Origin of the sequence: Streptacidiphilus cavernicola, from assembly GCF_042510955.1 — a bacterium.
GTDB classification, from domain to species: domain Bacteria; phylum Actinomycetota; class Actinomycetes; order Streptomycetales; family Streptomycetaceae; genus Streptacidiphilus; species Streptacidiphilus cavernicola.
On the sequence record NZ_JBHFAB010000010.1, the window covers coordinates 13932 to 26589 of the forward strand.

The window sequence follows — 12658 nt, forward strand, 5'->3', positions numbered from 1 at the left end:
TGTCGTGGACAGCACGCCGCGGTCGGCCCGCATCGTGGCGCTGGAGTGTCACGACGTCAGGTTCCCCACCTCGCTGGAGCACGACGGCTCGGACGCGATGAATCCGGACCCGGACTACTCGGCCGCCTACGTGGTGCTGCGCACCGACCTGCCGGGCCTGGAGGGGAACGGCCTCTGCTTCACCATCGGGCGCGGCAACGACGTGGTGGTCGCCGCGATCGAGTCGCTCTGCCCCTTCATCGTCGGCCGACCGGCCGACGACGTGGTCCGCGACCTCGGCTCGTTCAGCGCCGATCTGGTGACGGACAGTCAACTGCGTTGGCTGGGGCCGGAGAAGGGGGTCATCCACATGGCGATCGGGGCCGTGGTCAACGCGGCCTGGGATCTCGCCGCGAAGATCGCCGGAAAGCCGGTGTGGCGGCTGCTGGCCGACCTGGAGCCCGAGGAGATCGTCGAACTCGTGGACTTCCGCTACCTGGAGGACGCGCTCACCCGGGAGGAGGCGCTGGCCATCCTGCGGGCCGGCCGGATCGGCCGGGAGGAGCGGATCGCCACCCTGGAGCGCCAGGGCTACCCGGCCTACACCACCACCCCCGGCTGGCTCGGCTACTCCGACGAGAAGCTGGTGCGGCTGGCCCGCGAGGCCGTCGCCGAGGGCTTCACCCAGATCAAGCTGAAGGTCGGCGCCGACCGTGCCGACGACGCCCGGCGGATGGCGCTGGCCCGGGAGGCGGTCGGCCCCGACATCCGGATCGCGGTGGACGCCAACCAGCGCTGGAGCGTGCCCGAGGCGGTCGCCGCGATCGAGGCGCTGGCCCCGTGGAACCCGTACTGGGTCGAGGAACCGACCAGCCCGGACGAGGTGTTGGGACTGGCCGCGATCCGGCGGGCAGTCGCGCCGGTCAAGATCGCGGTCGGCGAGCACGTGGCCAACCGGGTGGTCTTCAAGCAGCTGCTGCAGGCCGACGCGCTGGACTTCCTGCAGATCGACGCCTGCCGGGTGGCCGGCGTCAACGAGAACATCGCGATCCTGCTGCTGGCCGCGAAGTTCGGGGTGCCGGTGTGTCCGCACGCGGGCGGCGTCGGGCTGTGCGAACTGGTCCAGCACCTGGCGATGTTCGACTTCGTCGCGGTCTCGGCGACCACCTCCGACCGGGTCATCGAGTACGTGGACCACCTCCATGAGCACTTCACCGCGCCCGCGCTGGTCGTCGACGGGCACTACCTGGCGCCGACCGAACCCGGCTTCTCGTCCACGCTCGAACCCGGCTCGCTGCGCGCGCACGAGTTTCCCGACGGGGCGGTCTGGCGGGCACTCCGCGTCGGATGAGCCACCGCACTGCCCCATTGTCTGCTTGTCCGCACTCGCACTCGCACTTGGGAGAGCCATGAACAGAAAGCGCCTGCTGGCCACAGCGGCAGCCACCGCGGCCGGCACCCTGCTGCTCGCCGCCTGCGGGTCCAGCGGCACCACCACCGCGAGCGGCGGTGGCGGGAAGCCCGCGGGATCCGGGCAGATCACCATCGGGGTCGACCTGACCTTCAACAACACCGCGTTCTGGTCCGCCTATGTCAACTACGAGCAGCAGTACGCGAAGGACATGAACATCAAGCTGCTCGGCCCGCTGCTGGCGGGGTCGGACGCGAGCCTGCAGAACACCCAGATCCAGACCCTGGTGAACGAGGGCGCCCAGGCGATCGTGGTGAACCCGGAGACCGCGGCCAGCCTCGGCCCGGCCATCGCCTACGCCACCGCGCACCACGTCCAGTTGGTCTCGGTGGACACCGTCGTCAGCAGCGGCCACGTCTACATGGTGGTCCGCGCCTCCAACACCCTGTACGGGCAGGACGCCTGTGCGTTCATCTCGTCCAAGGTGACCTCCGGCTATGTGATGGACCTGGAGGGCGACCTCACCTCCTCCAACGGCGCGGACCGCACCAGCGCCTTCGACTCCTGCATGGCCGCCAACGCCCCCGGCGTCACCGTGCTGAGAAAGCCGACCCAGTGGAACGACGCCACCGCGGTCACCGACGCGCAGAACGCGATCAACGCCTACGGCAGCAAGCTCAAGGCCATCTACGCGCAGTGGTCCAGCCCGGACACCGGGATCATCCCGCTGCTGCAGAAGAAGGGCCTCGGCCCCGGCTCGCCCGACCACGTGCTGCTGGTCAGCGACGACGGAGTGCCGTTCGAGATGTGCGACATCGGCAGCGGCAGCGTGGACGCCTCACAGTCGCAGCCGGCCGACCTCTACGCCAAGTGGGCGCTCAGCTACGCGGTCGACGCGGCCAAGGGCGTCAAACTGACGGCGGGTCAGCCCGGTGGCGGGGCGCCGACCCTGCAGAACGTCACCTACCAGGGCGACACCAACCTCTCCGACCCGATCGTGGCGCCCTTCGTCACCAAGACCCAGCAGCCGCTGACCCTGAGCACCCCGCAGGCCGGTTTCCCGACCGGGCTGAACTCCACGCCCGTCTCCGACAGCACCCTGTGGGGCAACGTCTACGGCGCCGCCCACGGCGGCGTCTGCAACGCCTCCTAGCCAGGACGACGAAGGGACAGCAGGAATGGCCTCCAACAGCCCGCCGTCGGCCAGCCCGCCGTCGGCCAGGCCGCCATCGGTCAGCCCGCCGTCGGTCCAGGTCAGCGGCATCGAGAAGCGCTTCGGCAGCACGCGCGCGCTGCGCGGCGTCGATCTGTCCATCGAGGCCGGACGCTGCCTGGGACTGGTCGGCCGCAACGGCGCGGGGAAGTCCACGCTGGTGTCCGTCCTGTCCGGCCTGGCCGCCCCGGACGGCGGCACGGTCAGCTTCGACGGCCGCCCCGCGCCCCCGGTCGGCGATGTGACGCGGTGGCGGGAGCTGATCGCCACCGTGTTCCAGCACTCCATGGTGGTGCCGGACCTCACCGTCGCGGAGAACGTGTTCCTCGGCGACGGCAGCCGCTTCGTCGGCTGGCGCGAGATGCGCGCCCGCACCCGCGAGATCATGGCCGAGTGGGGCTACGCCATCGACGCCGAGGCCTACTGCCGCGACCTGAGCGTCGAGGAGCTGCAGATCGTCGAGATCGCGCGGGCGCTGGCCCGCGGCGCCCGTTGCGTGCTGCTGGACGAGCCGACCGCGGCGCTGGAACGCGACGCGGTGCGGCGGCTGTTCGAGCGGGTGCGCGGCCTGGTCGACGGCGGGGTCGCGGTCCTCTACATCTCGCACCACCTGGAGGAGGTCTTCGAGATCTGCCAGGACGTCGCGGTGCTCCGCGACGGCGAACTGGTGCTCTCCGCACCGGTCGCGGAGCTGGACCGGGAGGCGCTGGTGGCGGCGATGATCGGCGCCGCGCCGGTCGCCGAGCAGCCCGCGGAGCGCGCCGCTCCGGTCGACCGGGCGGCCGAACCGGTGCTCACCGTACGGGGGTTGACCGCGGCCTCGGCCCGCGGACGGCTCTCCGGGGTGTCGCTCGCGGTCGCCCCGGGCGAGGTGGTCGGGGTGACCGGCCTGCTCAGCGCCGGGGTGGCCACCCTGGGCCGGGTGGTCGCCGGGGCCGAGCCGTACCAGGGCGGGACGGTGACGGTGCGGGGACGGGCGGTCCGCTCGGGCCGCCGGGACCTGGCCCAGCGGGCCGGTGTCGGCTACGTCCCGGAGGACCGGCTGGCCGAGGGGTTCGTGGCGCACCTGGGGGTGGCCGAGAACACCACGATGACCATCACCGACCGGCTCACCGACCGGTTCGGGCTGATGCGCCCCGGCCGCAGGGCCGCCGCCGCCGAACCGCTCACCACCGCGCTGTCGCTGGTGTCCTCGGGGCCGGGCCAGCCGGTCGGCGAACTCTCCGGCGGCAACCAGCAGAAGGTCACCGTGGCCCGCACACTGGCCCACGACCCCGGCGTGGTGGTGGCGATCACCCCCACCCGCGGGGTCGACGTGGCGTCCAAGGCGCTGCTGCTGCGCGCGCTGGCGGACGTGGCCAGGACCACCGGGGCGGGGGTGCTGCTGTGCAGCGACGAACTCTCCGACCTGGTGCTGTGCGACCGGGTGGTGGTGCTGGTGCGCGGCGAGGTGTTCGCCGAGTTCACCGAACCGCCGTTCGACCGCGACCAGTTGATCGTGGCGACCGAGGGCCTGGCGCCGACCGGCCGGTCTGCCGCCGCCGCCCCGTATCCGAAGAGCACCGAGCCCAGCCCGAGTGGGGCGGACCCGCGATGAGCCAGCGCCGAGGAGGCACGAGGATGTTCCCCCGATCCACCCCCGACACCGAACCCGCCGTACCGGGGCAGCGCAAGGGCGACGCGGAATCGGCCCCGGACCTGGACCCGGCCGCGGACCCGGCTTCGGCCGCGGACCCGGCTGCCGTCGGTCCCGACGGCCCGGTCCCGACGGCCCCGACCGCCCGCTCGGTCGGCGTCGTGGGCGGCCTGGCGGGCCGGCTCCGCGGGCTGGACGTGGGCGCGCTGCGCGAGGTGGCGCTGCTGCCGGTGCTGGTGCTGCTGCTGGTGGTGGGCGCGCTGGTCAGCCCGGTGTTCTTCACCGTGTCCAACATCGCCGGGATCGGCCAGCAGATCTCCGCGCTGGGCGTGGTGGTGGTCGGCGAGAGCCTGATCCTGCTGATCGGCGGGATGGACCTGTCGCTGGAGTCCACCTACGGGCTCGCGCCGATGGTCGCGGCCTGGCTGATCCTGCCGGTCACCGCCTTCGGCAACGGCTGGAAGCTGGACCCCTACCTCGGCATCGGCATCCTGCTCGCGGTCGGCGCGCTGGTCGGGCTGGTGAACGGGCTGCTGATCGTCAAGGGACGGCTGAACGGCTTCATCGTCACCCTCGGCATGACCATCGTGCTGGCCGGGCTGCAGAACGGCGTGGTCAAGGCACAGACGCTGTTCGGGCTGCCGAGCGCGTTCGCCTACCTGGGCGCGGCCTCGTTCGGCAAGGTCTCGGTCTCGCTGATCGTCGCGGCGGTGATCTTCGTGCTGGTCGGGCTGTTCCTGCGCTACCACCGCAGCGGACGCGCGATCTACGCCGTCGGCGGCAACCCGGCCGCGGCGCGGGCCGCGGGGATCAAGGTGGACCGGATCCGGATCGGCGTCTACGTGGCCGGCAGCGTCCTGGCCGCGCTCGGCGGACTGATGGAGGCGGGCCGGGTCTCCGCGGTCACCGGGCAGCAGGGATACGGCGAGGGTCTGATCTTCTCGGTGTTCGCGGCGGCCGTGATCGGCGGCGTCAGCCTCAAGGGCGGGCGCGGCAACATGGTCGGCGCGGCGTCCGGGGTGATCCTGCTCGGCCTGGTGCAGAACATCCTCGACCTGGCCAATGTCTCCAACTACTGGATCGAGGCCATCGACGGCGCGGTGATCCTGTTCGCGCTGTTCCTGGCCCGTGTGATCGGCGGCGAGGCCACCGCCGAATGAACCTGATCGACGCGCACCACCACGTCTGGGACCTGACGGTCCGTGACCAGGAGTGGATCACCGGCCCGGAGCTGGCGCCGATCCGGCGCAGCTTCGGCCTGGACGACCTGCGCCCGCTCGCCGCGGCGGCGGGCGTCGGCGCCACCATCGTGGTGCAGACCGTCTGCGTGCCGGAGGAGACGCCCGAGCTGCTCGCGCTGGCGGCGTCGGCCCCGCTGGTGGCGGGGGTGGTCGGCTGGACCGACCTCACCGCGCCGGGGGTCGCCGACGCCCTGGCCCGGCTGCGTGCCCTGCCCGGCGGGGAGCGGCTGGTCGGCATCCGGCACCAGGTGCAGGGCGAGGCCGACCCGGACTGGCTGCGCCGCCCCGACGTGCTGCGCGGCCTGCGCGCGGTGGCCGCGGCCGGGCTGGTGTACGACCTGGTCGTGCTGCCGCCGCAGCTGCCCGCCGCGGCGTACGCGGCAGCGGCCGTACCGGAGTTGGTGTTCGTACTGGACCACGCCGGGAAACCGCCGATCGCCAGCGGCGCGCTGGAGCCGTGGGCGGGCGCGCTGCGCGCCCTGGCCGGGCGGGCGAACACCGTGTGCAAGCTGTCGGGCCTGGTCACCGAGGCCGCACCGGGCGCCGGACAGGCCGAATTCGCCCCTTACGCGCGTGTCATACTCGACGCGTTCGGACCGGGGCGGACCATGTACGGCTCCGACTGGCCGGTGTGCCTGCCGACCGCGGGCTACCTGGAGGTCCTCGACCTGGCCGCCGCGCTGGTGGCCGGGCTGGGGCTCGACCGGGCGGAGCGCGCGGCGGTCTTCGCCGCCACGGCGGCGCGGGTGTATCTGGACGGCGGGGCTAACGGAGGCATGCGTGGCACTCACTGACGAAGCGATCGGCAAGATCAAGGAAATGATCATCTCCGGTCGGGTGCGGCCGGGGGAGAAGCTGCCGCGCGAGGCCGACCTGGCCGCGGAGCTGGGCCTGTCGCGGAACTCGCTGCGCGAGGCGGTCAAGGCGCTGACCCTGGTCAACGTGCTGGACGTACGTCAGGGCGACGGCACCTACGCGACCAGTCTGGCGCCCTCGCTGCTGCTGGAGGCGCTCAGCTTCATCATCGACTTCCACCGCGACGACACTGTGCTGGACTTCCTGGAGGTGCGCCGGATCCTGGAACCGGCCGCGACGGCGATGGCCGCGCACCGGATGTCGGAGCCGGAGCGGGAGAACCTGCGCAAGGTGCTGGAAGCCGTCACCGCCGACACCCCGGTCGAGGAACTCGTGGCCGCCGACCTGGAGTTCCACCGGCAGATCGCGCTGGGCGCGGGGAACCCGGTGCTGGCGTCGCTGGTGGACAACATGTCCGGGCCGACCAGCCGGGCCCGGGTCTGGCGCGGGATGACCGAGCGCGGCGCGCTGGCGCGCACTCTGGCCGAGCACCGGGCCATCTACGACGCGATCCAGGCCAGGGACGCCGACCTGGCCCGCTCCTGCGCCACCATCCACGTGGCCGGGATCGAGTCCTGGCTGCGCACGACCCTGGCCCAACCCGCGGAGCCGGGCCGGGAGCCCTGAGCGGGTCGGGGGCCTGGGTCGTCGACCCGGAGCCCGGAGCCCTGAGCCCTGAGCAGGTCGGGGTGCTGAGCCGATCGCGGTGCTGAGCCGGTCGGGAGTGCTGAGGCAGCGGGGTCGTCGGCGCGGGGCGGCCGGTGGGACGCTGAGTCAGCGCGGGGGCTCGGCCATCGCGCTGCGGTGCCGGACCTCGGCCAGGGCGTCCACGTAACGGAGCATCAGCCGGGCGAACTCCAGCCGGTCCCGCTCGCTCCAGTCCGCGGTGATGTACTCGAACGCCTCGCGCTGGTGCTGCCGGAAGCGGCGCATCATCGCCGCTCCCTCCGGGCGCAGCCGCAGGATCGTCCGTCGGCCGTCCTGCTGGGAGGCGGCCCGTTCCAGGTAGCCGGCGCCGATGCAGTCGGAGACCATCCGGCTGGCCACCGACGGGTCGACCGAGAGCTGCTCGGCGACCGCGCCGACGGTGATCTCCCGAGGCAGCTGCTCCTCGGCGGCGCCCGTTCCGTCGGCGGCCCCCGTTCCCTTGGCGGCTCCCGCGGCTCCCGCGGCTCCCGCGGCGCCCGCCGCTCCCGCCGCCTCCGCTGCCTCGACGATGCCGAGGACCAGGGTCCTGGCCATGTCCTTGGGGGAGACCGGGTTCTGGACCTCCAGCAGCACGCTGCGCCGCAGCCGGGAGAAGGCCGGGCCGACGGCGTCCAGCAGGGCGGCGGCTTCGACGTCGGTCAACGGGGGCTGCATGGGATTCATCCTATAGCGCTGTGGGGATGCGCAGGCATGTGCTAGCGTGTCGTTATATGCATGAGAGCATGCATATGCATGATGGCTCAAAAAGCCGACCGCACTCAACCCCACCCAGGGAGCACTCATGTCCATCCTCGTCACCGGCGCTCGCGGCAAGGTCGGGCAGGCCGTGATCGGCCGCCTGCACGCCGAGGGCCGCGCCGTCCGCGCGGGCAGCAACTCCCCGGCCCAGCTCGACGTCCCGTCCGGGGTGGAGGCGGTCGAGCTGGGGCTGTCCCGGCCGGAGACCTTCGAGCCCGCGCTCCGCGGCGTTCGTGAGCTGTTCCTCTATCCCGAGCCCTCGGGCGTCCAGGAGCTGCTCAAGGCCGCCGAGGCAGCCGGGGTCGAGCGGGTGGTGCTGCTCTCCTCGTCCTCGGTCGCCGGGCCGGAGGCCGAGACGGACGCAGTCGCCCTCCCGCACCTGCTGGTCGAACGCGCCCTGGCCGCGTCCCCGCTGCCCGCTACGGTGCTGCGGCCGGACGCCTTCGCCGGCAACGCCCTGGGCTGGAGCCATGCCATCCGGGCCCAGGCACCGGTCCCACTCGCCTACCCGGACGCACAGGTCGCCCCGATCCACCCCGAGGACCTGGCCGATCTCGCCGTCACCGCGCTCACCGGGCCGGTGTTCGAGGGCCGGATCCTGGATCTCACCGGCCCCGAGTCGCTGTCCTTCCGGGAGCAGCTCGCCCTCATCGGCGACCGGCTCGGCCGGGAGGTCCCGGTCCAGCAGATCACCCGGGCCGAGGCCGAGGAGCAGATGGGCCGCTTCCTGCCCGACCCGATGGTCGCCTCCCTGCTCGACCTCTGGCTCCGCGCCACGGCGGGCCCGGCCCGGATCGCCGACACCACCGCGACCCTGCTGGGCACTCCCGCCCGCACCTTCGGGCAGTGGGTCGACGCTAACCTGGCCGCCTTCACCGGCCTCACCGGCTGAGACGGTGCGGGTGCGCAGAGTCAATGTTCATATCGCCGCGCAACTTTGTTCAGTTCTCGTACGTCTGAGTTGGGGGTAGGTGGGTCCTACCCCCAACGACACGGCGTGGAGGAAGAACAGTGCAGAGGCCGCCCTCCTACGATGACGCTGTCCCTGAGACGGCGGGAGGCGCGACCGACGGGCCCGGCGGTGTGCCGTCGCAGGGCGGGCGTGCGGCGATGCGGCGAGCCCGGCGCAAGCCCCGTCGGCGCTGGCTGAAGATCGTGGCCTGGTCACTGGCGGTCCTGGTGGTCGCCAGTGTGGGCGGGGGCTACTACCTGTACAGCCATCTCGCGGGCAACATCAAGACGGCGGCGCTGTACACCGGAAACGACAAGGCCAAGGCGGTGGGCACGGAGAAGGCCGACCCGCTGGGCCGGACCCCGTTGAACCTGCTGCTGATCGGTTCGGACACCCGCATCGGCGCCGCCAACTGCAAGGACGGCGGGGCCTGCAAGACCGCGGTCGGGGCCAGGGCGGATGTGGAGATGCTGGTCCACCTCTCGGCCGACCGCAGCAACATCACCGTGATGAGCATTCCGCGCGACCTCTACACCCAGCTCCCGGCCTGCACCGACCCGTCGGGCAAGACCAGCACGCCCGGCGGCTTCGGGCAGATCAACGGAACCCTGCAGTACGGGCCCTCCTGCACCGCGATGGCGGTGCACAAGCTCACCGGCGTGCCCATCGACGACTTCATGATGGTGGACTTCTCCGGCGTGGTCTCCATGTCCAACGCCCTCGGGGGCGTGAACCTGTGCTTCACCCACCGGTTCTACGACATCAACTCGGGCCTCAAGCTGACCCAGGGCAGCCACGTCCTGAAGGGGCAGGCGGCGCTGCAGTTCCTGCGCACCCGTGACTCCTTCGGCGACGGCAGCGACAACGTGGGCCGCACCACGGCGACTCACGTCTTCTTCACCCAGATGATCAACAAGCTGAAGAACGCGGGCACGATCACCAATATCCCGGCCATGCTCTCGATCGCCAACGCGGCCTCCAACGCACTGACGGTGAGCCCGGACATCCACACCCCCGCCGAACTGCTCGACCTGGCCCGGAACCTGAACGCGGTGAAGTCCGACCGGATCACCTTCACCACCATGCAGAACACACCCGACACCGCGCCGAACATGGGCAGCCACGTGCTCCAGGCGGCCGGGGCGCAGACCCTGTTCGCGGCGATAGCCAACGACCAGTCGCTGACCACCGCGACCGGTGCGAACAGCGGCGCCGGGAGTGCGACGGCGGGCGCGTCCGCCGGCACCGCGCCCGCGGTGAAGCCCGCCGACACGGCCGTGTCGGTCTGGAACGGCAGCGGAGTGCTGAACCGGGCCGGCGACATCGTGTCCGTGCTGGAGAGCGCCGGATACAGCCACGACAGCAGCGCCAACACCGACCACACCTCGCCGCACCCCGCCACCAGCTCGCTGACCTACGGCCCCGGGGAGTCGGCGCAGGCGAAGGCCGTGGCGGCGGTCCTCGGCCTGCCGGCCAAGCAGGTGGTCCAGGGCACGGCGAAGGGCCTGAAACTGGAGATCGGCCTCGACTGGACCAGCGGCAAGAGCTTCCCCGGATCGACGCCCTCGAAGGCCCCGGTGAGCACCTCGGTCGCGCTGAACAACACCCACTCGCAGAACGGCGGCAAGAGCGAGTGCGTTCAGGTCAGCACCCAGTACACGGAGAACAAGCTCGGCCTCAGCACCGGCTCCGCCTGGAACAGCCCGGGGGAGACGCCCGAGGAGATGTTCGACATCTACTCCAAGCGCCCGAACTCGGCCCCCTGAGGGTGCGCCGCATCGTGCTGGCGAGTCCAGATCTCCCTGGTGAGGGCGTACTCGACGTCGCCGTGTTCAGCGCCCTCGATGGGCTCGGGCCACTGCTCGAAGAAGGTGCGGGTCAAGCGCAGGCCGGCCTTTTCCATGACCCGCCGGGAAGCCGTGTTGACCGTCATCGTGGTGGCCACGACCCGGTCCACGCCCAGCTCGGTGAACGCGTAGTGCACCAGCGCCCGGGCGCCCTCGGTGGCATAGCCCAGGCCCCAGGCCGACGGCAGCATGCGGTACCCCAGCTCCGTTCCGCCGGTCAGGCCGACGCTGGTCGCCGGCCGCAGCGAGAGCCAGCCCAGGAAGTTCCCCGACGCCTTCTCGACCGCGGCCAGGCAGCCCAGGCCGACGGGGAGCTCGTCGTACTCGCGCAGAATGCCCGGCAGCTGCTGCTGCTCGACTACGGCCCGGGGCACCGGTCGACCGTTGTCGATGCACCGCATGACGGACGCGTCGCCGTGCAGGACGACCAGGTCGTCCACGTCGGCGCGAGTGAAACGGCGAAGCGTCATGCGCTCGGTTTCCAGGTAGGTGTCCACGGTGGCGATTCGAGCAGGCGGCCGGGCTTGTGGCAACTGCGGACGTCCGGATCGCCTTCTCGGTGTGGGCTCGGTGCTCAGCGTTGGTCGGCGGATGCGGCCGGCGGGCGAGACCGGTTCAGGCGGCGGGGAGCCGGTCGCTCGGATGGATGCGGTGGTAGCCGCGGTGGTCGTACCAGCGGGTGATGCCGAGGCCGAGCAGCAGGGCGACGGCCAGTCCCAGCGCGAGCATGATCCAGGCGCGCTGCAGCCCGGCGTCGCCGCGTGCGTCGAAGTACATGATCGCCCGTACTCCGCCGCTGATCTGACGCATCGGTTCGAACTGGGCGATGAACCGGTAGAAGCCGGGCAGCGACTCCAACGGGATGGTCGCCCCGGCGGAGGGGATGGCCAGGGCGACGAAGAAGAACATGCTGACGACCTGTCCGAGACCGCCGAAGACGGCGATCACCGCCTGCACGCCCACCCCGACCACCGCGCTGGCGCAGAAGGCGAACAGCCACAGCTGCGGCAGGTGCGGCATGTCCAGCCGCACCACCGCCGCCGTGGCCAGCACCACCACACTGGCCGTCACCAGCGAGAGCACCGCCGACATCACCATCTTCACGATCAGGGTCTGGAACCGGCTGATCGGCACCGCGGTCCGCACCTGGCGTCGCGGACCCAGCTCGCTCGGCGCGTAGCCGAGGGCGGAGTCCACCCCGCCGCTGATGATGTTCGCCCCCAGGAAGCCCGACATCACCACCAGTAGGGCGACGTAGAAAGCGGTCAGGCCGAGGCCGGTACGGGTCGCCAGGGCGTGCCCCGGCACCGTGGTCGTGCTGATCGGGTCGGCCAGCAGCATGGTCTGCGCGGTGCTCGGCTGGGCGCCGGTGGCCCGGAGCCGAGTGTCGAGCTGGGCGCCGATCTGCGCCGACGCGGCCCGCAGAGCCTGCTGCTCCACGCCGGTGGCCAGGGACGAGGCGAGGCTGCCGGCGCCGGGGTTGGTCAGCAGGGTGACCTGCGGCGGCTTGGCCAGGACCGGCGATCCGGCCGGGGCGATGATGCTTTCGAGCGAGGCGGTGAAGCCGACCGGGACGGAGATGGCCCCGTAGAGTCGGCCGGAGTCGAAGGCGTCCTTGGCCTGGGCCGGGCTCATGATCTTCCAGTCGACCCGCTGGTCCGGGTCGGGGGCGTCGGCGATCCCCTGGACCATCTGCCCGCCGAGCGGGCCCGCGTCCTGGTTGACCAGGCCGATCGGCAGGTGGTGGGTGGAGCCCTGCGGGTTGCCGATCCCGCCGGAGTAGACCAGCGCGAGCGCGAACGACACCAGGGTCACCAGTACGGCAGGGAAGACCCACACCGGCCACTTCCCGAGGATCTTCCGCGCGGTGACCCCCGGCGGACTCGGCGGCGGCCCGGACGGCGGGTTGGGCGGCGGCCCGGACGGCGGCGGACCCGAGGGCGGACCGGACGGCGGCTCCTGCGCGGTTGCCACGGCATGCGCCCCTTCTGCGGTAGGTCGGCCACCCTCGAAGTCCTCAAAATAGTGCAGACCATAGGTTTCCACCCGTCAACTCCCCGGTGTTCCCCAGGCCTTTG

The 12658-nt window shown here is 71.9% G+C and carries 11 protein-coding genes; 8 read left to right on the forward strand and 3 right to left on the reverse strand.

The window, feature by feature from the left end; all coding sequences use genetic code 11:
- Positions 1 to 97: 97 nt before the first annotated feature.
- Genes ACEZDE_RS15260 through ACEZDE_RS15285 form a run of 6 tightly spaced genes read left to right on the forward strand, consistent with a single transcriptional unit; the run spans position 98 to position 6962 of the window.
- Positions 98 to 1330, forward strand: coding sequence for an enolase C-terminal domain-like protein (locus ACEZDE_RS15260; protein ID WP_380536928.1), 1233 nt, complete (start codon positions 98 to 100; stop codon positions 1328 to 1330).
- 58 nt (positions 1331 to 1388) lie between these two features.
- Positions 1389 to 2543, forward strand: a complete 1155-nt coding sequence (locus ACEZDE_RS15265; protein ID WP_380536678.1) for a sugar ABC transporter substrate-binding protein — start codon at positions 1389 to 1391, stop codon at positions 2541 to 2543.
- A gap of 25 nt (positions 2544 to 2568) precedes the next feature.
- Positions 2569 to 4200 carry a sugar ABC transporter ATP-binding protein gene (locus ACEZDE_RS15270; RefSeq protein WP_380536679.1) on the forward strand — a complete coding sequence of 544 codons (1632 nt, stop codon included), beginning with the start codon at positions 2569 to 2571 and terminating at the stop codon, positions 4198 to 4200.
- Positions 4201 to 4223: 23 nt separating this feature from the next.
- The gene (locus tag ACEZDE_RS15275) at positions 4224 to 5399 is read left to right on the forward strand and encodes an ABC transporter permease (protein ID WP_380536680.1); all 1176 of its coding nucleotides are present in this window, start codon (positions 4224 to 4226) and stop codon (positions 5397 to 5399) included.
- Positions 5396 to 6274, forward strand: a complete 879-nt coding sequence (locus ACEZDE_RS15280) for an amidohydrolase family protein (RefSeq protein ID WP_380536682.1) — start codon at positions 5396 to 5398, stop codon at positions 6272 to 6274. The genes ACEZDE_RS15275 and ACEZDE_RS15280 overlap by 4 nt, the downstream gene beginning before the upstream one ends.
- Positions 6261 to 6962 carry a FadR/GntR family transcriptional regulator gene (locus tag ACEZDE_RS15285; RefSeq protein ID WP_380536683.1) on the forward strand — a complete coding sequence of 234 codons (702 nt, stop codon included), beginning with the start codon at positions 6261 to 6263 and terminating at the stop codon, positions 6960 to 6962. The genes ACEZDE_RS15280 and ACEZDE_RS15285 overlap by 14 nt, the downstream gene beginning before the upstream one ends.
- Before the next feature lie 147 nt (positions 6963 to 7109).
- Here the strand turns inward: ACEZDE_RS15285 and ACEZDE_RS15290 are convergent, their stop codons facing one another.
- Complete coding sequence (locus tag ACEZDE_RS15290) at positions 7110 to 7697, reverse strand: MarR family winged helix-turn-helix transcriptional regulator (RefSeq protein WP_380536684.1); 588 nt, start codon at positions 7695 to 7697, stop codon at positions 7110 to 7112.
- A 127-nt stretch (positions 7698 to 7824) separates the two neighbouring features.
- Here ACEZDE_RS15290 and ACEZDE_RS15295 point away from each other — a divergent pair, with 127 nt between their 5' ends.
- Positions 7825 to 8673: an NAD(P)H-binding protein gene (locus tag ACEZDE_RS15295; protein WP_380536685.1), complete on the forward strand. Its 849-nt coding sequence runs from the start codon at positions 7825 to 7827 to the stop codon at positions 8671 to 8673.
- Positions 8674 to 8891: 218 nt separating this feature from the next.
- Positions 8892 to 10499: an LCP family protein gene (locus tag ACEZDE_RS15300; protein ID WP_380536686.1), complete on the forward strand. Its 1608-nt coding sequence runs from the start codon at positions 8892 to 8894 to the stop codon at positions 10497 to 10499.
- On the opposite strand, the gene ACEZDE_RS15305 is transcribed toward ACEZDE_RS15300, so the two are convergent.
- Together ACEZDE_RS15305 and ACEZDE_RS15310 are read right to left on the reverse strand one after the other, a co-directional pair.
- The gene (locus ACEZDE_RS15305; protein ID WP_380536687.1) at positions 10469 to 11077 is read right to left on the reverse strand and encodes a GNAT family N-acetyltransferase; all 609 of its coding nucleotides are present in this window, start codon (positions 11075 to 11077) and stop codon (positions 10469 to 10471) included. The genes ACEZDE_RS15300 and ACEZDE_RS15305 overlap by 31 nt on opposite strands.
- A 118-nt stretch (positions 11078 to 11195) precedes the next feature.
- Entirely contained in the window at positions 11196 to 12554 is a 1359-nt protein-coding gene (locus ACEZDE_RS15310; protein ID WP_380536688.1) for a YhgE/Pip domain-containing protein, read from the reverse strand.
- Positions 12555 to 12658: the final 104 nt, after the last annotated feature.

Excerpts from the sequence above, each read along its gene's own strand:
- ACEZDE_RS15270 (WP_380536679.1), top strand. The coding sequence starts at position 2,569 with ATGGCCTCCAACAGCCCGCCGTCGGCCAGCCCGCCGTCGGCCAGGCCG.
- ACEZDE_RS15265 (WP_380536678.1), top strand. The coding sequence starts at position 1,389 with ATGAACAGAAAGCGCCTGCTGGCCACAGCGGCAGCCACCGCGGCCGGC.
- ACEZDE_RS15260 (WP_380536928.1), top strand. The coding sequence starts at position 98 with ATGAATCCGGACCCGGACTACTCGGCCGCCTACGTGGTGCTGCGCACC.
- ACEZDE_RS15290 (WP_380536684.1), bottom strand. The coding sequence starts at position 7,697 with ATGCAGCCCCCGTTGACCGACGTCGAAGCCGCCGCCCTGCTGGACGCC.
- ACEZDE_RS15295 (WP_380536685.1), top strand. The coding sequence starts at position 7,825 with ATGTCCATCCTCGTCACCGGCGCTCGCGGCAAGGTCGGGCAGGCCGTG.
- ACEZDE_RS15275 (WP_380536680.1), top strand. The coding sequence starts at position 4,224 with ATGTTCCCCCGATCCACCCCCGACACCGAACCCGCCGTACCGGGGCAG.
- ACEZDE_RS15280 (WP_380536682.1), top strand. The coding sequence starts at position 5,396 with ATGAACCTGATCGACGCGCACCACCACGTCTGGGACCTGACGGTCCGT.
- ACEZDE_RS15300 (WP_380536686.1), top strand. The coding sequence starts at position 8,892 with ATGCGGCGAGCCCGGCGCAAGCCCCGTCGGCGCTGGCTGAAGATCGTG.